The sequence below is a fragment of the Streptomyces sp. H27-H1 genome (assembly GCF_026627445.1).
In the GTDB taxonomy this organism is placed as follows: Bacteria; Actinomycetota; Actinomycetes; order Streptomycetales; family Streptomycetaceae; genus Streptomyces.
This window is the reverse complement of sequence record NZ_JAPNLJ010000005.1, coordinates 156,594-174,514: the sequence shown is the minus strand read 5'-3', so window position 1 is coordinate 174,514 and position 17,921 is coordinate 156,594. Positions and strand designations below refer to the sequence as shown.

20 protein-coding genes are annotated in these 17,921 nt (G+C 71.7%); 8 read left to right on the top strand and 12 right to left on the bottom strand.

Features of this window, described 5'->3' with window-relative positions; genetic code table 11:
* Positions 1–113: 113 nt before the first annotated feature.
* Positions 114–449 (top strand): STAS domain-containing protein, encoded by a 336-nt coding sequence (locus OTB20_RS07180; protein WP_267815748.1) that lies wholly within the window; start codon positions 114–116, stop codon positions 447–449.
* Here OTB20_RS07180 and OTB20_RS07175 read toward each other — a convergent pair.
* The 4 genes from OTB20_RS07175 to OTB20_RS07160 all read right to left on the bottom strand — a co-directional run bounded on the left by OTB20_RS07175 (position 336) and on the right by OTB20_RS07160 (position 4,786).
* Positions 336–1,346, bottom strand: coding sequence for a sigma-70 family RNA polymerase sigma factor (locus OTB20_RS07175; protein WP_267815747.1), 1,011 nt, complete (start codon positions 1,344–1,346; stop codon positions 336–338). The two genes, OTB20_RS07180 and OTB20_RS07175, sit on opposite strands and share 114 nt — an antisense overlap.
* 366 nt (positions 1,347–1,712) lie before the next feature.
* Positions 1,713–1,958 carry a hypothetical protein gene (locus OTB20_RS07170; RefSeq protein ID WP_267815746.1) on the bottom strand — a complete coding sequence of 82 codons (246 nt, stop codon included), beginning with the start codon at positions 1,956–1,958 and terminating at the stop codon, positions 1,713–1,715.
* A gap of 35 nt (positions 1,959–1,993) precedes the next feature.
* The gene (locus tag OTB20_RS07165; RefSeq protein ID WP_267815745.1) at positions 1,994–3,451 is read right to left on the bottom strand and encodes a DUF402 domain-containing protein; all 1,458 of its coding nucleotides are present in this window, start codon (positions 3,449–3,451) and stop codon (positions 1,994–1,996) included.
* A gap of 54 nt (positions 3,452–3,505) precedes the next feature.
* Entirely contained in the window at positions 3,506–4,786 is a 1,281-nt protein-coding gene (locus tag OTB20_RS07160; protein WP_267815744.1) for an MFS transporter, read from the bottom strand.
* Positions 4,787–4,885: 99 nt separating this feature from the next.
* On the opposite strand from OTB20_RS07160, the gene OTB20_RS07155 reads away from it, so the two are divergent.
* Complete coding sequence (locus OTB20_RS07155; RefSeq protein WP_267751417.1) at positions 4,886–5,824, top strand: LysR family transcriptional regulator; 939 nt, start codon at positions 4,886–4,888, stop codon at positions 5,822–5,824.
* Here the strand turns inward: OTB20_RS07155 and OTB20_RS07150 are convergent.
* Together OTB20_RS07150 and OTB20_RS07145 are read right to left on the bottom strand one after the other, a co-directional pair.
* Positions 5,763–6,872: a helix-turn-helix transcriptional regulator gene (locus OTB20_RS07150; RefSeq protein ID WP_267815743.1), complete on the bottom strand. Its 1,110-nt coding sequence runs from the start codon at positions 6,870–6,872 to the stop codon at positions 5,763–5,765. The genes OTB20_RS07155 and OTB20_RS07150 overlap by 62 nt on opposite strands.
* Positions 6,873–7,321: 449 nt before the next feature.
* Positions 7,322–8,041 (bottom strand): alpha/beta hydrolase, encoded by a 720-nt coding sequence (locus OTB20_RS07145; protein WP_267815742.1) that lies wholly within the window; start codon positions 8,039–8,041, stop codon positions 7,322–7,324.
* Positions 8,042–8,155: 114 nt separating this feature from the next.
* Here OTB20_RS07145 and OTB20_RS07140 point away from each other — a divergent pair, with 114 nt between their 5' ends.
* The 3 genes from OTB20_RS07140 to OTB20_RS07130 all read left to right on the top strand — a co-directional run bounded on the left by OTB20_RS07140 (position 8,156) and on the right by OTB20_RS07130 (position 10,670).
* Positions 8,156–9,304: an adenosine deaminase gene (locus OTB20_RS07140; RefSeq protein ID WP_267815741.1), complete on the top strand. Its 1,149-nt coding sequence runs from the start codon at positions 8,156–8,158 to the stop codon at positions 9,302–9,304.
* A 139-nt stretch (positions 9,305–9,443) separates the two neighbouring features.
* Positions 9,444–9,716: a hypothetical protein gene (locus OTB20_RS07135; protein ID WP_267815740.1), complete on the top strand. Its 273-nt coding sequence runs from the start codon at positions 9,444–9,446 to the stop codon at positions 9,714–9,716.
* Between the two features lie 165 nt (positions 9,717–9,881).
* Positions 9,882–10,670: a hypothetical protein gene (locus OTB20_RS07130; protein WP_267815739.1), complete on the top strand. Its 789-nt coding sequence runs from the start codon at positions 9,882–9,884 to the stop codon at positions 10,668–10,670.
* Between the two features lie 17 nt (positions 10,671–10,687).
* Here the strand turns inward: OTB20_RS07130 and OTB20_RS07125 are convergent, their stop codons facing one another.
* The 5 genes from OTB20_RS07125 to OTB20_RS07105 form a co-directional block, all read right to left on the bottom strand.
* Positions 10,688–10,900 (bottom strand): PspC domain-containing protein, encoded by a 213-nt coding sequence (locus OTB20_RS07125; RefSeq protein ID WP_267815738.1) that lies wholly within the window; start codon positions 10,898–10,900, stop codon positions 10,688–10,690.
* 69 nt (positions 10,901–10,969) lie between these two features.
* The gene (locus OTB20_RS07120; RefSeq protein WP_420716344.1) at positions 10,970–11,554 is read right to left on the bottom strand and encodes a VanZ family protein; all 585 of its coding nucleotides are present in this window, start codon (positions 11,552–11,554) and stop codon (positions 10,970–10,972) included.
* A 50-nt stretch (positions 11,555–11,604) separates the two neighbouring features.
* Complete coding sequence (locus OTB20_RS07115; protein WP_267815737.1) at positions 11,605–12,222, bottom strand: PH domain-containing protein; 618 nt, start codon at positions 12,220–12,222, stop codon at positions 11,605–11,607.
* A gap of 25 nt (positions 12,223–12,247) precedes the next feature.
* Positions 12,248–12,859, bottom strand: a complete 612-nt coding sequence (locus OTB20_RS07110) for a class F sortase (protein WP_267815736.1) — start codon at positions 12,857–12,859, stop codon at positions 12,248–12,250.
* 81 nt (positions 12,860–12,940) lie between these two features.
* The gene (locus OTB20_RS07105; protein WP_267815735.1) at positions 12,941–13,861 is read right to left on the bottom strand and encodes a hypothetical protein; all 921 of its coding nucleotides are present in this window, start codon (positions 13,859–13,861) and stop codon (positions 12,941–12,943) included.
* Positions 13,862–14,104: 243 nt separating this feature from the next.
* Here OTB20_RS07105 and deoC point away from each other — a divergent pair, with 243 nt between their 5' ends.
* Genes deoC through OTB20_RS07090 form a run of 3 tightly spaced genes read left to right on the top strand, consistent with a single transcriptional unit; the run spans position 14,105 to position 17,422 of the window.
* Positions 14,105–15,067: a deoxyribose-phosphate aldolase gene (deoC, locus tag OTB20_RS07100; protein WP_267815855.1), complete on the top strand. Its 963-nt coding sequence runs from the start codon at positions 14,105–14,107 to the stop codon at positions 15,065–15,067.
* A gap of 5 nt (positions 15,068–15,072) precedes the next feature.
* Positions 15,073–16,509, top strand: coding sequence for an aldehyde dehydrogenase family protein (locus OTB20_RS07095; RefSeq protein ID WP_267815734.1), 1,437 nt, complete (start codon positions 15,073–15,075; stop codon positions 16,507–16,509).
* Positions 16,502–17,422 (top strand): aldehyde dehydrogenase family protein, encoded by a 921-nt coding sequence (locus OTB20_RS07090; RefSeq protein WP_267815733.1) that lies wholly within the window; start codon positions 16,502–16,504, stop codon positions 17,420–17,422. Before OTB20_RS07095 ends, OTB20_RS07090 begins: the two co-directional genes overlap by 8 nt.
* Positions 17,423–17,494: 72 nt before the next feature.
* Here OTB20_RS07090 and OTB20_RS07085 read toward each other — a convergent pair whose 3' ends face one another.
* Complete coding sequence (locus OTB20_RS07085; protein ID WP_267815732.1) at positions 17,495–17,857, bottom strand: hypothetical protein; 363 nt, start codon at positions 17,855–17,857, stop codon at positions 17,495–17,497.
* Between the last annotated feature and the right edge of the window lie 64 nt (positions 17,858–17,921).

Here is a 17,921-nt window from a genome sequence, read left to right as displayed (position 1 = left end):
GGAGGAGACGGATTGGCCCGAGGGCTTCAAGGTGGAGATCATCGAGGGGATCACTCCGTAGCCGGGACCCATCGGCACCGATGAGTTCGTGCGGGTCGGGCAGTCACCCTCATGTGGAGACCACCCGACTCGTACTGCCCGGCCCCAGCCCGACCGCCCGCGACGCCTTACTGCTCTGCACGCGCCTCGCCAGGCTCTACGAGGACGGGGCGGCGGCCGTGGTCTGCGACGCCTCAGGCGTCACGGCGCCGGGCCTCGCCGCCGTAGAGGCACTGGCCCGGCTGCGGCTCACCGCCGCCGCCCGGCCCTTCCGGGTCATCGGGGCCGGGCCCTCCCTACGCGCCCTGCTGGGCCTCGTAGGACTCGTCGAGCTGCTCGGGGAGCCCGAAGAGCGGGAACCACCGGGCGGTGTCGAGGAAGGCGTTGAGCCCGACGATCTTCCCGTCTGAGATCTCCAGGACCTGGAGCGCCCAGGGGGTCCAGCCCGGCTGCCCGTCCTCGCGCGGCCGGTACTGGCCGAAGGCCGGCATGCCGTTCGCCGTGGTCGGGAGCATCCGCGAGCCCTTGCAGCCGATGCCCTGGTTCAGGTGCCAGGCCGCGATGTCCTCGTGGCCCTGGAGCCACAGGTCGAACGGCGGCATCGACAGCACCGCGTCCTCGTGGAGGAGGGCGGTCAGCCGGGTGATGTCGTACGCCTCGAAGGCGGCGAGGTACTGCCCCAGCAGCTTCACCTGGTCCGCGTCCAGCGGGTCCGCGGCTTCGCTCTCGCGGATGCGGGTGGCGGCGAGCGTCGCGCGGGCCCGCTGCAGGGCGCTGTTCACCGATGCGACGGTGGTGTCCAGCAGGGTGGCGACCTCGTCGGCCTTCCAGGCCAGCACCTCGCGCAGGATCAGCACCGCCCGCTGCTTGGCCGGCAGGTGCTGCAGCGCCGCGACGAAGGCCAGCCGTACGGACTCCTTGGCCAGCGCCATCTCCGCCGGATCGGCGGTCTGCGGCAGCACCCGCCCGTCGGGCACCGGCTCCAGCCAGGTCACCTCGGGCCGCTCGCTCAGTACGGCGGACGCCTGGTGCTGCGGAGCGGTCAGGTCCATGGGCCGGGCCCGCTTGTTCCCCGCGTTCAGCAGGTCCAGGCAGACATTGGTGGCGATCCGGTACAGCCACGACCGCAGGGAGGAACGCCCCTCGAACTTCTCGAAGCTCCGCCAGGCACGGATGTACGTGTCCTGCACCGCGTCCTCGGCGTCGAAGGAGGAGCCGAGCATGCGGTAGCAGTACCCGGTGAGCTCGACGCGGTAGCGGTCGAGCGCCGCATCCAGCTCGGGTCCGAGGTCGGTGGCTTCGGTCATGTCCCTTGATCCCCCTGATAGTTCCCGGTCCTTCGGAAACTACCCGAGGGGTCTGACAACCGCAGCCCGGCACGCGGCGCCCCGTCCGCTACACCTGCCACCGGGCCCGCACCACCCCGTCCGCGTCCGGCAGCACACCGGTGAACAGGGGGTCGTGCTCGTGGGCGTAGACCGGCAGCAGCGCGGCGGCCCGGGCACCGGCGAGAGCCCCGCGATCGGGTTCTCGTCGACCAGCTCCGCCGCACCGCACGCCTCGGCGGCCCGCACCCGTTCCCAGAACTCCTCGTCCGCGCGGCGCAGCTCGTACTCGCCGTCCTGGGAGGGGTCGTACGGCGAGGCCTCGATGGTCTCCGCGAAGAGCCCGAGTTACCGGGTGCGGGCCACGGCCGCCGGGCAGGGCACGTACTGGTCCCACCCGACGTGCACGGCGAAGGCACCCACCGAGTCCGCGTCCGCGTTCGCCTGAGCCTGCGCCTCCAGCCGGCACGAGGCGCCGTGCTCGCGCAGCATGCCGCGCAGGAGTTCCAGCGCGAGCGGCACCGGCACGCTCGCACCGTCGTGGAAGCCACCCACACCGTCCGGGAAGAGCCAGGCCAGGCCGCCCCCCTCCACCGCGGCCTTCCGGCCGAAGTTCGCGAACCGTCATCTCAGAGCGCGGCATCCTCGTCGGGCACGTACGCCGGGACGGTCCAGCGCAGGACGGCCTCGCCCGCCCGCTCCTCCAGGGTGACCGGGTACACCTGCCCGTGCGCACGTTCCCCGCGGTGCCGCATCGAGTGGTCCCCGGGGTCCCACCCGAGGCCGAGCACCCGGCAGCCGCCGACCTCGATGGTTCCGGCCAGCAGCGGGCGGCTCCATCCGGCGCGCTTGAAGCGGTGGAAGTCGGTGTGGGCGTCCACCGAGACCATCAGGCCGTTGCCCGGGCCCTCGCGGACCCAGTCCTCGATCCGCCTTTTCAGGGCCCGTGCCTCGGCGAGGGGGATGTCGAGGAAGCCGTGCGGACCGGTACCGCCGGGATGCGGGAGTACCAGCTCCCCGCCGAACACCGCGTGGGCTTCCTCCCAGTACCTGCCCCAGTACGTGACGTCGGCCAGCCCGTCCACCGACTCTCCGGACAGCCCCTCGAAGCGGTCCAGCGCCCGCGCGTCGCCGAGGACCGTCCCGCAGCGGTCGACCGGGAGGTCGCCGAGGGGGACCGGGCCGTCGCCGTGCGCGTCCCGGTCCCACTGGAGGCCGAGTTCCACCTCCAGGGCCGAGAGCACCGGCTCGCCGTCGAAGGGAGAGGGAGAGGTCCAGGCCCGTACCGGCAGCGGCCGGTCGAGGGCGGCCGGGACGGCTATCGCCTCGTACCCCCAGGCCAAGGGCTCGGCGCTCTCGCCCTCGTGGATGTGGCCGCCGCCCGCCGCCGCTGCGGCCAGGGCGCGCTCCGACCAGGGCCGACTGCCGTCCTGCCGGTGGCCGATCCAGCTCGCCTTCCCCAGGACGAGCGCCCCCGAGGGGGCGGTGACCGGGCCGAGGGGGAGGGGCGGGCGGTCCGGGACGGGCCATGACGCCGGTGGGCGGAAGTCGCACCAGGTGCCGTCGAAGGGGTACGAGGCCGAGTCGATGAGCCGGGTGACGCGGACCCCCTCCGCACGGATGGCGGCGGCCTCGGCCGCCGTCCAGTACACCGGGTGGCCCGTCTTCGCGGCGAAGGCCTCCTCGTCCTTCCACTCCCACGCGCGGTCCGGAGCCACCGTGATGTCCAGCTCCTGGTCGGTGACGTGGACGTCCGCGCCGTCCCGGGTACGGGTGCGGGATTCGAGGTTCACGTACCAGCTGCGGAACTCCTGCTCCTCCGTGAAGCTCCACCACACCGCGTGCCCCGCCCCCGCCGGCTGCAGGATCAGCGCGCCCGCGTGCCGCCACCGGTCCGCCCGCAGCGGGTACGAGCCCTCCGTCGGCAGGTCCCGCAGATGGGTGCCGGGCGGGATGGTGGCGCGCCAGAGCGGAGTGCCCGGGGCCACCCACAGCAGCAGGCCGTCGGCGCCGGCCTCCACCACGCGGGCCGGGCAGACCAGGCTGACCGTGCTGCCGAGGATGAGGTGAACGTTGACTATGGCCATGACCGGCGATCATGCCATCCGGGTCGGTGGCCCCCCCGGCCCCCGGGCCCTTCATCAGCGGGCGGGCAGCGCCGCGATCCGGGCCGTACGGGCCGCGCGGGACCCGTACAGGGTGATCGTGACGACTCCGGCGACCGCGAGCAGCGCGAGGGTGACCGTGGCCGCCCAGCCCGCCGAGTGGTAGGCGAGGGCGCCCAGCGTGCCACCGGCGCTGGAGCCGGCGTAGTACGCCGACTGGTAGAGCGCCGAGGCCTGCGCGCGGCCCGTCTTCGCCGTACGGCTCACCGCCGCGGAGGCCACCGCGTGGCCCGCGAAGAAGCCCGCCGTGATCAGGACCAGGCCCAGCAGGATCGAGGTGAGCGAGTCCGCGAGGGAGAGGAACAGGCCCAGTGCCGTCGTGGTCACCGCCAGGTACAGCGCGCCGCGCCGGCCCAGCCGGGCCACGAGCTGCCCGGCCGCCGCCGAGGAGGCCGTACCGACCAGGTAGACGAGGAAGATCGAGCCGATGAGGCCCTGCCCGAGCGAGAACGGCTCGTCCACCAGGCGGTAGCCGATGACCGTGTAGACCGCCCCGAACACGGTCATGAACAGCGCGCCGATCCCGTACAGCCGCAGCAGCAGCGGATCGCGCAGATGGCCGGAGACGGTACGTCCCACCGCGCGCGGGTTCAGCGAGGCCGGGCTGAAGAACCGGGCCCGGGGGAGGAGGACCAGGAACGCCACCGCGCAGGCCAGTGACATCAGGCCGACGGCCAGCAGACCGCCGCGCCAGCCCCAGGCCTGGGCCGCCCAGCCCGTGACGAGGCGGCCGCTCATGCCGCCGATGGAGTTGCCCGCCACGAACAGGCCGATCGCGGCGACCAGCGCCTTCGGCTTGACCTCCTCCGCCAGGTACGCCATCGCGGAGGCCGGGATGCCGGCGATCGCCGCGCCCTGGACGGCGCGCAGCGCGATCAGCCACTCCAGGTTCGGCGCGAAGGGTACGAGGAGGCCGACGCCGACCGCGAGCACCATCGAGCAGGTCATCATCCGGGTCCGCCCGAACCGCTCGGAGAGCGCGCTGAGCGGCAGGACGAAGAGGGCGAGCGCGCCGGTGGCCGCGGAGACCGTCCAGCTGGCCTGACCCGCCGTCACGCCGAACCCGTCGGAGATCGCGGGCAGCAGCGCCTGGGTGGAGTAGAGGAGGGCGAAGGTGGCCAGTCCGGCGGCGAAGAGCGCGAGGCTGAGGCGGCGGTAGCCGGGACGGCCGGGCTCGTGCGCCTCGGGTGCGGAGGCGGGGAACGACGGGGTGGAGGCACCCGGGATGACGGGTGCCCCGGTATGAGCGGGAGGCATGGTGACGACGGTAGAGCCGTCGTTTTCATGCGTCCAATGCACGAATTCGCGATAATCAATCCAGCCCTGCATCAACACAGGTCAGATGGGTGCCTATCGATGAGTCGTTACGAAGAAGACATGGCAGTGACACATGTGCTGGCCCCGCGCCTCGCGTACTTCGTCGCCGTCGCCCGGCACGAGCACGTCACCCGCGCCGCGCACGAGCTCGGTGTTCCGCAGTCCACCCTGTCGCGGGCCATGGTCCGCCTCGAACAGGACCTGGGTGTCACGCTGTTCGCCCGCAAGGGCCGTACGGTCGCGCTCACCACCGCCGGCCGCACCTTCCTCGCCTCGGCGGAACGCTCGCTGGCCGAGATCGCCCGCGCCGCCGGTTCCGTACAGCAGGACGCGGACCCCTCCTTCGGCAAGGTCGCCTTCGGCTTCCTGCACACCCTGGGCCCCGAGACCGTGCCCGGCCTGATCCGGGCCTTCCGGGCCGACCATCCGGGCGTGCGGTTCTCCCTGGTCCAGAACTACGGCGAGGCCATGCTGGAGAAGCTGCGGGCCGGCGAGCTCGACCTCTGCCTGACCTCGCCGCTGCCGGACGCCCCGGGTCTGGTGACCCGGCGCCTCGACGAGCAGCGGCTGCGCCTGGTGGTCCCCGACGACCACCGGCTCGCCGCGCGCAAGCGGATCCGCCTCGCGGAGGCCGCCGAGGAAACCTTCGTCACCCTGGAGCCCGGCTACGGACTGCGCCGCATCACCGACGACCTGTGCGCGGAGGCCGGGTTCACGCCCCGGGTCGCCTTCGAGGGGGAGGAGGCCGAGACCCTGCGCGGGCTCGTCGCCGCCGGTCTCGGCGTGGCGCTGCTGCCGCCGCCCGCGGTGCCCCGGCCCGGGGTCGTGGAGCTGACGGTCACCGCCCCGCGTGCGGTCCGCGAGATCGGGGTGGCCTGGCGCGAGGGGCATCCGGACACACCGCCGGTGGCGGAGTTCAAGCGGTTCCTGCTGTCCCGTCGGGGGCGGCTGATTCCGGAGCTGCAGCCGGGGGCGTGAGCGGGGCGCGGGAAGCCGCGGAGGCCGCCGCCGTGGCCGACAGCAGGAACCCGGCCTGGAAGCGGGACTTGGCCCCCACCGCCCGCATGATCTCGGCGATGTGGCGCTGACAGGTCCGTTCCGACATGCCCAGCCGGCGGGCGATGACCTTGTCCTCCAGCCCCTCCGCCAGGAGCCGCACGATGGTCTGACGCAGCTCGTCGGAGATGGAGCGGGCCTGGTCCGGACCGACGGTGGTGCTGAAGGGCTCCGCCTCCGCCCAGCAGCGTTCGAAGGTCTGCTCCATGAAGCGGACGACGTTGGGCTCGCGCACGATCAGTGCGGCCTTGATGTCGTCCTGCACCTCCATCAGCCCGGTGTGCCCGTCGACGAGGATCATCCGCATCAGCCCGTCACCGACGGTACGGACCTGCGAGCCGAGCGCGGTCACCCGCTCGACGTAGGCGGCCGTGGGGCGGGAGTAGCGGGCGGTGTGCTGGTAGAGGGTGCGCATCCGCACGCCCCGGGCCAGCATCGCCTCGTCCCGGACCACCGCCCCCTCCAGGGTCTCCGGACGGCGGCCGCCGCCCGGGTGGCAGGTCAGCACCTCGGACTCGGCAGAGGCGATGAGCTCCCCGATCATGATCTGCAGCGCGGCCGGGTCGGTGACCAGCTCCAGGGCGTTCGCCCCGCCGCGGTTGCGCAGGTCGGTGCCCGCCTCGTACTCGGGGAGCAGCTTCTCCAGCCGGACGCGCAGCCGGTCCATCTCGTCGTGGGCCTCACGCACCTGCAGGGCCAGCGGGGCCAGTGTCCGGGCCACCGCGGCCTGTGGGGACACCGCGCTCCAGCACACGCCCACCGGCCCGCCGGGGCAACCGTCCGCGGTGGCGGGGTCCGGACGCGGGCGGGGCTGGATCAGGTGCGCCGCCGCGAGTTCGGCGATGGCGGCGCCGACGGATTCACCGAGGGCCTCGCCGGCTTCCGATTCGGAAAAGGCGTGCCTTTCGGCCGCGTACCCGTAGAGACGCCGGGCCACGGAGCTCAGTTGGTCCGTTTCATCCGATGGCATATGCATATTCGTCCCGGATTGCGCCGATTCGTAAACCCCTCGTGTTCCCGCAAGGCACCAAGACGATGCCCTCCGATCTTCGTGAGGATAGGCCGAACCGGCACAGTGGTACCACGGCGTTCTCGGGGGAGGGCGCGGGCATCCTGAGTCCGCGCTTCGCCGGCCTGGCACAGCGCCCTCGCGCGGGCGTGTGCCCAAGGTGGTCGCGCCGGGCCCGCCCGTGTCATCCGACCGGGAGGGGGCGGCGCGGCCGGCACGTGCGGCCCCGCGCGACCACCGCGGCATCAGGGCGCCCGCGGCCGCGGCTCCTCGGCGCGCCCCGGGGCCTCCCGCGGTCCCCTCACATCCCGTGCGGGCGCTCGCGGTCACTCGCAGCCCCTCGCCCGCTGCCTTCCGGCGCGCCCGCTGCCTTCGCCGGGTCCGTCGCCCTGCGCCGCGTCCACGCCGTGTCAGCGGCGCGGGGACCGCCCGTAGCCGGAGGCCAGCGGCATCCGCAGGCCCAGCGGCGGGGGAGCCGCCAGCGCGTCGGTGACCGGCCGGGAGTAGGGGCCCGAGAACACGGAGCCCAGTACGAAGTCCACGGACAGTGCCACGACTTCGGCCTGGTGCTCGCGCAGGCCGTGCCCGTCGGAGTGCACCTCGAAGCGGCACGTCGTACGGTTCGCCTTCTTCGCCCGGGTCGCCAGCCGGAAGGACAACTCCGGGTCGCTGCGCGCGTCGTTGGTGCCGTGCACGATCAGGACCCGGCGGCCCGAGAGCTGTTTCACCGGTTCGGGGGTGTCCGCCGCGGACTGCTCGGGGAGCGAAGGGGCGAGCGCCAGAACGGAGTTGACGGCTTCGTGGCCGGCCGCGGCGAGCGCCGCCCGGCCTCCCGCGCCGTAGCCGGCCAGGCACACCGGGACGTCCCCGTACAGCCGGACCACCTCGTCCGCGGCCCATTCGGCGTCCCCTTCCCGGGTGCCCGCGCCGTGGATGACCTGGTGCGTGACCAGCCCGTCCGCAGCGCCGGCCCGAGCCAGGGCCCGGGCCAGCGGGCGCACCGGACCGGGGGACAATCTGGACGCTCCGGGGAGAAGGAGCACCACACCACTGACCGTTGAGACCGAGCCGGTCGCGCCGGCCGCCCGCCCCAGGCGGGCCCCGCGCGCCGGCGGCGCATGCTGTGCCATGACGGAACAGTCTCAGACGCCGAGGTGTACGCCACCCGTCCGCGCGGTCACTGTTACATATCGGGGGTGGGCACCGTCTCACCGCTCTACGCGCGTAGGAGCTAGAGTGCCCAGATGACGAGCGAGACCCCCAACCTGCCCACCCCGGATCAGATCCGCCGCTCCCCGAAGGTGCTCCTGCACGACCACCTCGACGGTGGACTGCGCCCCGGGACCATCATCGAGCTGGCCCGCGAGGTCGGCTACGAGAACCTTCCCGAGACCGATGCCGACAAGCTCGGCATCTGGTTCCGGGAAGCGGCCGACTCCGGTTCCCTTCCGCGCTACCTGGAGACGTTCGCCCACACCTGCGCGGTCATGCAGACGAAGGCGGCCCTCTTCCGGGTGGCCGCCGAGTGTGCCGAGGACCTCGCCGAGGACGGCGTCGTCTACGCCGAGATCCGCTACGCGCCCGAGCAGCACCTGGAAGCCGGCCTGAGCCTCGAAGAGGTCGTCGAGACGGTCAACGAGGGCTTCCGCGAGGGTGAGCGCCGTGCGAAGGCCAACGGCCGCCGGATCCGCGTCGGCGCACTGCTGACCGCGATGCGGCACGCGGCCCGCGCGCTGGAGATCGCCGAACTGGCCAACCGCTATCGCGACAAGGGCGTCGTCGGCTTCGACATCGCCGGCGCCGAGGCCGGGTTCCCTCCCACCCGCCACCTCGATGCCTTCGAGTACCTCAAGCGCGAGAACAACCACTTCACCATCCACGCGGGCGAGGCCTTCGGCCTGCCGTCCATCTGGCAGGCCCTGCAGTGGTGCGGCGCGGACCGGCTCGGCCACGGCGTGAAGATCATCGATGACATCGAGGTCGCCGCCGACGGTTCCGTGACGCTGGGCCGCCTGGCGTCCTACGTCCGGGACAAGCGGATCCCGCTGGAGATGTGCCCGACGTCGAACCTGCAGACGGGTGCGGCGCTCTCCTACGCCGAGCACCCGATCGGCCTGCTGCGGAAACTGCACTTCAGGCTGACCGTCAATACCGACAACCGGTTGATGAGCGGGACCAGCATGAGCCGCGAATTCGAGCACCTGGTCGACACCTTCGGCTACTCCCTCGACGACATGCAGTGGTTCACTGTCAATGCGATGAAGTCTGCGTTCATTCCTTTCGATGAACGGCTGGCCATGATCAACGACGTGATCAAGCCTGGTTATGCGGAGCTGAAGTCGGAATGGCTGTTCCGTCAGACCGCTTCCACCAGCGGTTCTGTTTCAGCCTAGGGCAAGGCTTGACGGACTGAAAGCGCCCGGGAGGAGCAATTCCCGGGCGCTTTCTCGTATTTAATGATGTTTGCGGGAGAGGGTTTGAAGTGACTAGCTTGCAGAGCCGCTCAATTCCCCGTCGCAAGGACGATTCTTCATGAAGCAGTCAGCTGCCAAGACCCTCGGTGTCGCCGCTCTCGGTGCCGCCTTCGCCGCCGTCGCCGCCGGCACCGCCTCGGCCGCCGTCCCCGCCGTCGGTCTCACTGACGCGCTGGGCACCGTCACGGGCGCCGTCCAGGGCGCCACCAGCCAGCAGCACGTCAGCCCCGAAGACGGCCAGCAGGCCCCCGAGGCGACCGACCCGGCCGCCGCGCTCGGCTCGGTGACCGGACTGCTCGGCGGCCTGCCGACCAGCGGCCTCGGCGCCTGATCCCCTCCGGCTCCCCGACGGATCCGTACGCGACCCGTACGTGATTCGTACGCACGACCACGCGGCGCACGCCTCTTCGACCAGGTGTGTGCCGCGTCGCCGCGTGTGCCAGGATCACCGCCAACTGCCCGCCGACACCCTGGGTATGAGGTTTCGATCATGCGCATGAAGGCACGAACGGCCACGGCCGTACTGCTCCCCGCCCTGCTGGCCGCGATGGCGGGATGCGGCGGTACGAACACGCCCTCGTCCGGCAAGGACCCGGACCCGAAGGGCTCCGCGAGCGCACCCGGCCAGTCCGCGTCGGCCGGCTCCTCGGGGTCGACGGCAGCCCCCGGCTCCGCAGGCACCGGCGACGCCGGTGGTACGGGCGGTACGGGCGCCTCCAGCCGGCTCGAGCGCTCCGCCCTGGAACAGGGCGACCTGCCCGGCTACCAGATCTCCGCGGGCGGCAAGAACCCGAACGCCCCCGACGGCCAGCCCCAGGCGGACCGCAAGGCCTGCCAGCCGCTCGCCGACATCATGGGGGACAAGCCCGACCCGGCGGCGCGCGAGACGGTCAACCGCGGCATCGGCTCCCAGAAGCGGATGGGCCTGGCCGTCTCCGCCTCCGTCAGCTCCTACGCCGAGTCCGACGCCAAGGCGCTGATCGCCCGGCTGAAGAACGCCGTGGCCGCCTGTGCCACGGGCTTCAACGCCACCGTCGAGAAGCAGAGCGGTGCGTACAGCGAGGTGAAGGCCGCGGAGTACAAGACGGGCGGCGACGAGAGCGTCAGCTGGACCACGACCGCGTCCGCCGAGGGCGTCACCGCCCAGGTGCACCTGGTCGTCGTACGCCAAGGGGACACTGTCGTGCGTCTCATGGCCCTCAACGTCGCGGGCGGCCGTCAGACCCCCCAGGTCCCGCACGAGGTGGCCGACAAGCAGCTCCAGAAGGTCGGCGCCGCCGGCTGAATTCCCGGTCCGGCCGGCTACCAGCCGGTGGCGGCGGAGGAGGTGCTCGACTTCTCGTTCGGCAGGAGCACCCACAGCGCCAGGTAAAGGAGGAACTGCGGGCCGGGCAGCAGGCACGAAACGACGAAGATGATCCGCATCGTGTTCGCGGATATTCCGAACCGGCGCGCCAGACCGGCACAGACTCCGCCGATCCATCGTCCGTCACGGGGGCGGGCAAGGGCGCTCATGGTCTCTCCTCTGTCGGTTCTGTCGGTTGTGTCGATGTGCGGCTTCGCGGGACGCTTTCCCGCGATGCCTCAATACTCCCGCTGAACAGAGGACAGAACGTCGGTCCAGGGGCCGAGCGCGACCCTGGTAATTCTCGGGGTCGCCCCCTGAGAACGCCGCCGCCGGGCCCGCAGGGCCGGGACCACGGCCAGGTGCGCGAGCATCACGCCGAGGGTGTTCAGCAGCACCGAATCCACATCGACCACCTGCCCCGGGACCGCCGTCTGGAGCATCTCGATGCCGACCGAGACCAGCACGCCCGCCGCGGCGGTCCGGGCCGGCGAGGACCAGGTGGCCAGCGGCGAAAGCTCCACACGGCCACTGATCAGCGGCAGCAGCACCCCGAGCGGGGCCAGCAGCGCCAGCCCGCCGCCGATCCGGCGAGCGGCCTCCAGAGGACCGTAGGAGAGGTCCGCCCTGATCCCCTCCAGCGGGGTCAGATTGGCCGCCGCCGCCCACGGCACGTCCAGTGGGCGCAGCATCAGCCAGCAGACGAGGAGGAGATGGGAGGCCAGCAGGACCCCGGCGAGAAGCCGGATCCGGGGGTGTACGGCGGCCCTGCCGCTGCCCTTGGCGCGGCTGCCCTTGAGACGGTTGCCCTTGAGACGGTGCACGCCAGTGGAGACGCGGGTTCCGGTGCCCGTGGTTCCGGGGAAACCGCCGGTCAGCCGGTGGCGAGCAGCACAATCAGGATCAGGGCGCCGATCACCGCGGGCGCGATGATTTCGTACGACCAGGAGACCTTCACGGGGCCCTGGGCGCCGGGCCGCGAGGCGCAGCGCTCCTGCAGTTCCCGCAGTTCGTTCACGGTCGTGTCCGCCGCCGCCCGCCGTACCTCCTCCTCCGGAGTCCTGCCCTGGCTCCCGCCCGAGCCGATCCGGCCGGCCTGGCGGCGGTTGGCCTTCTTGCGCTCGCGCAGGGAGACCGGCACGGACCACAGCTGGTACGTCGCCCCCTCGGCCAGCACCTCGGCGGAGAACCGGGCCCGCACGGTGTCCACCGCGGCCCAGGGCAGTTCGATGATCCGGAAGGGGTTGCGCACCCGCAGCCGGTCGTCGTTGGCGAAGACCGCGGGGCGGACCGTGAACGCCACGATGACCGGGGCCAGGCACAGGGCGACGGCGAGGGCGATCCACGGGACGTTCCCGGAGCCCCGCACCACCGCGTCCCCGCAGAGCCACCCGAGCAGCGCCAGCAGCACCACCCCGGTGACCGTGGCCATCGGGGAGCGGTAGACCCGGTCGTCGTACGCCGGCTCGTCAGTGGGCTGCTCGCTGCTCATGCGGCCGATTCTGCCTCAAGCCGTCTCACCCCACGAGATCGGCATACAGAATGATGTTGTCCGGGCGGTGACCGTCGGTGATCTCACCGCCGCAGGTGATCACGCGGAGCTCGGGTCGGGCGGTGTCCCCGTAGACCTTGTCGGTGGGGAACCGCTGCTTGTCGACCTGCTCCAGCTCGCGGACGCGGAAGACGGCGGTGCTGCCGTCCTTGCGGGAGACGGTCACCTCGTCGCCGATGCGGACCTTGGAGACGTCCTTGAGCACGGCCGGGCCGCGGGCGGTGTCGAAGTGGCCGATCAGCACGGCGGGCCCGGTCTCCCCGGGGGTCACGCCCTTGTCGTACCAGCCGATCTTGTCCCCGTCGGCCACGGAGGGCACCTCGACGGTGCCGTCGGCGGCCAGACCGAGCGACAGCAGCGGCGAGGCGTCGACCCCGGCTGCCGGGATCCTTACGCGTACCGGCGCGGAGGCGGGCTTCGGGGCGGCCGGGGCCGGGGCCGGCGGAGCGGAGGTGGGGGTGACGGCGGGCGGTGCGGAGGCCGCGGCCGGGGCGGCGGGCGTGGCACCGCCGCATCCGGTCAGCACGGTGGCGAGGAGAGCGGCGGCGATCAGCGGGCCGGCGGTGCGGCGGTTCATGGGAGGCTCCGGCGAAACGGGCCGCGGCGGGCCACCGAGGGTGGCCCGCCGGAGGCGAGTCGAGATCTGGACGGGGTGGTGTCAGCCCTGGGCGCGGTGGCGGCGCAGGAACACGCTCGCGCCGAGCGCACCGAAGACCGCGACCAGACCGGCGCCGGCCGCCGCCGTGGTGGTGTTGTCGGTGTCGGCGACGACCGACAGCTCGGCACCCGCGGCCACCGGGCCCTTGGGGACGACGGTGGTCTGCGTGCCCGTCTTCGGCTTCGGCTTCGGCGCGGGCTTCGAGCCCTGCTCCTCGGTGATCTGGTAGTCGAGCTTGCAGCCCTTGGGGAGCGCGGGGAAGGAGGCGCTCTTGAACGAAGACTCCTCGACCTGGTACTTCCACCGGAACACGGGCTTGGCGCCGCTCGGGTTGTCGATGCGCACGGAGTCCGACTTCGGGCTCTTGGGGTGGGTGCGGTCCAGGGTCACCGTGAAGGGCGCCCCTTCCAGGTTGTTCACCACGGCCTTCGGGCCCTTGGGGGACATCGTCAGGTCTGCGGCCTGGTACTCGCCGAGCCGCACCGTCTTGACCTCGGAGACGCAGGACGCGGGCGAGGTGGCAGTGCCCTTCGGCAGCGGGTAGGACTTGGTGGTGCCGCCCTCGGCCGTCACCACGACCACGGTGAGGACCGGCTCGGCCGTCAGGGCCTTGGTGAGGGTGAAGGTGGTGCCCTGGCGCGAGAAGACCGTGTGGGAGCGGTCGAGGGTCGTCATCGTCTTGGGCTGGGTCACGCCGTCCACCACGATGTGGATGGCGACGCGCGGGCCCTGGGCCGCGGAGTTGCTCATGTGCGCCATCAGGTTGTCGCCGATGTCCACCTTCACGACAGACGCGGCCGCTGCCGTCGTCCCTGCCACGGTGTGCGGAACAGGTGCGGCGAACGCGGAACCGGCGGCGGGTGCGAGCAGAGCGCCGGCGAGCGCGGCGGTGACGATCGAGGTGCGGAGGGCGGTACGCATAACGACTCCAGAAGCGTGGGTGAGGAAAGTGGAAGAGAGTCGCATGCCGCGTTGAGTCTGTTCGGTCTGGTTCACCGGGTCAGGTGTGGCGGGCTGCTGAGAAAGAATTTACGGATCTTGTGCGTGCGAACGATCTGCTCCCTGTCATGGCCGCGTAACAGCAAACGGGGTGTCCGATTCCGAATGAATCGAGGGGAGGGGGTGACAGGTCGCTACGCGCGTAGATATGCTCATGTGGTGACCATGCCCACCACCCTCACCGCATTCGCTGACGTGACGACGTCCGACAGTGCGCTACGCCGCTTCCTGCACGGGCTGCCCGGCGTCGACGCTGTCGGCCTGGAGGCCCGTGCGGCCTCCCTCGGCACCCGCTCGATCAAGACGACGGCCAAGGCGTACGCCATCGACCTCGCCATCTCGATGATCGACCTGACGACGCTGGAAGGCGCGGATACCCCGGGCAAGGTCCGGGCGCTCTCCGCCAAGGCAGCCAACCCCGATCCGACCGACCGCACCACGCCCATGACGGCCGCCGTCTGCGTGTACCCCGACATGGTGGCCACCGCCAAGGCCGCCCTGAACGGCGCCGACGTCAAAGTCGCCTCCGTTGCCACCGCCTTCCCGGCCGGCCGCGCGGCCCTGCCCGTCAAGCTCGCCGACACGGCCGACGCCGTGGCCGCCGGCGCCGACGAGATCGACATGGTCATCGACCGTGGCGCCTTCCTCGCCGGCCACTACCTCGACACCTACGAGCTGATCCGCTCCGTCAAGGAGGCCTGCGTCCGCCCCGACGGCAGCGCGGCCCGACTCAAGGTGATCTTCGAGACCGGCGAGCTGTCCACGTACGACAACATCCGCCGCGCATCCTGGATCGGCATGATGGCCGGGGCCGACTTCATCAAGACGTCCACCGGCAAGGTCGGCGTCAACGCGACCCCCGCGAACACGCTCCTCATGCTCGAAGCCGTCCGCGACTTCAAGGCGCAGACTGGAATCCAGATCGGCGTGAAGCCGGCCGGAGGCATCCGGACCACCAAGGACGCGATCAAGTTCCTGGTCCTGGTCAACGAGACCGCGGGCGAGGACTGGCTGACCAACCACTGGTTCCGCTTCGGAGCGTCCAGCCTGCTCAACGACCTGTTGATGCAGCGCCAGAAGCTGAGCACCGGCCGCTACTCCGGTCCCGACTACGTGACGGTGGACTGATCGCCATGGCATCTGCATTCGAGTACGCACCCGCCCCCGAGTCCCGCTCCGTCGTCGACATCGCCCCCTCCTACGGGCTCTTCATCGACGGCGAGTTCACCGACGCGGCGGACGGCAAGGTCTTCAAGACCGTCTCCCCGGCCTCCGAAGAGGTCCTCGCCGAGATCGCGCAGGCCGGCGCCGCCGATGTGGACCGCGCCGTGAAGGCCGCCCGCAAGGCCTTCGAGAAGTGGTCCGCGCTGCCCGGCTCCGAGCGCGCCAAGTACCTCTTCCGCATCGCCCGGATCATCCAGGAGCGCAGCCGCGAGCTGGCCGTCCTGGAGACCCTCGACAACGGCAAGCCGATCCGGGAGACCCGCGACGCGGACCTCCCGCTCGTCGCCGCGCACTTCTTCTACTACGCGGGCTGGGCCGACAAGCTCGACCACGCCGGCTACGGGGCCAACCCGCGGCCCCTCGGCGTGGCCGGCCAGGTCATCCCGTGGAACTTCCCGCTGATGATGCTCGCGTGGAAGATCGCCCCGGCGCTCGCCACCGGCAACACGGTCGTCCTCAAGCCGGCCCAGACGACCCCGCTCTCCGCGCTCTTCTTCGCCGACATCTGCCGCCAGGCGGGCCTGCCCAAGGGTGTCGTCAACATCCTCACCGGGTACGGCGACGCGGGCGCGGCCCTCGTCGAGCACCCGGACGTGAACAAGGTCGCCTTCACCGGCTCCACCGCCGTCGGCAAGGCCATCGCGCGCCAGGTCGCCGGTACGTCCAAGAAGGTCACCCTGGAGCTGGGCGGCAAGGGCGCCAACATCGTCTTCGACGACGCCCCCATCGACCAGGCCGTCGAGGGCATCGTCAGCGGCATCTTCTTCAACCAGGGCCAGGTCTGCTGCGCGGGCTCGCGCCTCCTGGTCCAGGAGTCGATCCACGACGAGCTGATCGACTCCCTCAAGCGCCGGCTGACCACGCTGCGCCTCGGCGACCCGCTCGACAAGAACACCGACATCGGTGCGATCAACTCCGCCGAGCAGCTCGCCCGGATCGCCGCCCTCGCGGACACCGGCGAGGCGGAGGGAGCCGAGCGCTGGTCCGCCCCCTGCGAACTGCCCTCCGCGGGCTACTGGTTCGCACCGACGCTCTTCACGAACGTCTCCCAGTCGCACACCGTCGCCCGCGACGAGATCTTCGGCCCGGTGCTGTCCGTACTGACCTTCCGTACGCCCGACGAGGCCGTCGCCAAGGCCAACAACAGCCAGTACGGCCTGTCCGCCGGCATCTGGACGGAGAAGGGCAGCCGCATCCTCGCGGTCGCGAGCAAGCTCCGCGCGGGTGTGGTGTGGGCCAACACGTTCAACAAGTTCGACCCGACCTCGCCCTTCGGCGGCTACAAGGAGTCGGGCTTCGGGCGCGAAGGCGGCCGTCACGGCCTGGAGGGCTACCTCGATGTCTGAGCGAAGTGTGGAAAAGGGCGGCTCCGCCGCCGGGCGTCTGAGCGTCTTCAAGACCTACAAGCTGTACGTGGGCGGGAAGTTCCCGCGATCCGAGAGCGGCCGGGTGTACGAGGTGAGCGACTCGAAGGGCAAGTGGCTGGCCAACGCCCCGCTGTCCTCCCGCAAGGACGGCCGTGACGCGGTCGTCGCCGCCCGCAAGGCCTTCGGCGGCTGGTCGGGCGCGACCGCGTACAACCGCGGCCAGATCCTCTACCGCGTCGCCGAGATGCTGGAGGGCCGCCGCGAACAGTTCGTCCGCGAGGTCGGCGAGGCCGAGGGCCTGTCCAAGCAGAAGGCCGCGGCCGTCGTCGACGCGGCGATCGACCGCTGGGTCTGGTACGCGGGCTGGACCGACAAGATCGGCCAGATCGTGGGCGGGGCCAACCCGGTCGCCGGCCCGTTCTTCAACCTCTCCACCGCCGAGCCGACCGGCGTGGTCACGGTCATCGCCCCGCAGACCTCGTCCTTCCTCGGACTGGTCTCCGTGATCGCCCCGGTGATCGCCACGGGCAACACGGTCGTCGTCATCGCCTCCGAGGAGGCGCCGCTCCCGGCGCTCTCCCTCGGCGAGGTACTGGCCACCTCCGACCTGCCCGGCGGCGTGGTCAACATCCTGTCCGGCAAGGCCGCAGAAATGGGCCCGCACCTGGCATCCCACCAGGACGTCAACGCGATCGATCTGGCGGGCGCCGACGAGGCGCTGGCCAAGGAGCTGGAGATCGCGGCCGCGGACAACCTCAAGCGCGTCCTGCGTCCACAGCCTGTGGACGACTGGAGCGCGGACCCGGGGACGGCGCGCATGACGGCGTTCCTGGAGACCAAGACCGTCTGGCACCCGACCGGGTCGCTGGGCGCGGGCGGCTCCTCGTACTAGCGGACCCTCCCCCCGAAGACCGGCCCCGGCAGCGTCCCCCGCGCTGTCGGGGCCTCTTCGTGCCCGCGGGAGCTACCGGACGGCGCCCGGCAGCAACGGGCCGAGCAGCGAGGAGGCCGCCGCGGTCGGCAGTTGGCCGATCGACGAGCCGCGGGTCAGGCTGCCGGTCACCATGCCCGTGCCGACCGACGGGAAATCCGCGACCTGGGTGGCGACCCCGTTGTCCAGCGGGTCCACCCCGGTGTTGGCCAGCGGATTCACCTTGAGGTTCGCGATCGGATCCGCCACTCCCGACAGGGCCGCCGGAACCGAGAGCTCCCCCGCCTGCGCACCGCCGGCGGCCATCGCGAGGGCCGCGCCGGCCATCGAGAGGGTCAGGCCTGCGGTGCGCAGCGCCTTGGGGTGGGGCGCTTTGGGGGCTGCGTGACGTGCCATGGGTTCCCGCCTGTGGGCTCGTACGGAGTCGTGGTCGCGTGCGCACGCAGCGTAGTGGAGGTGT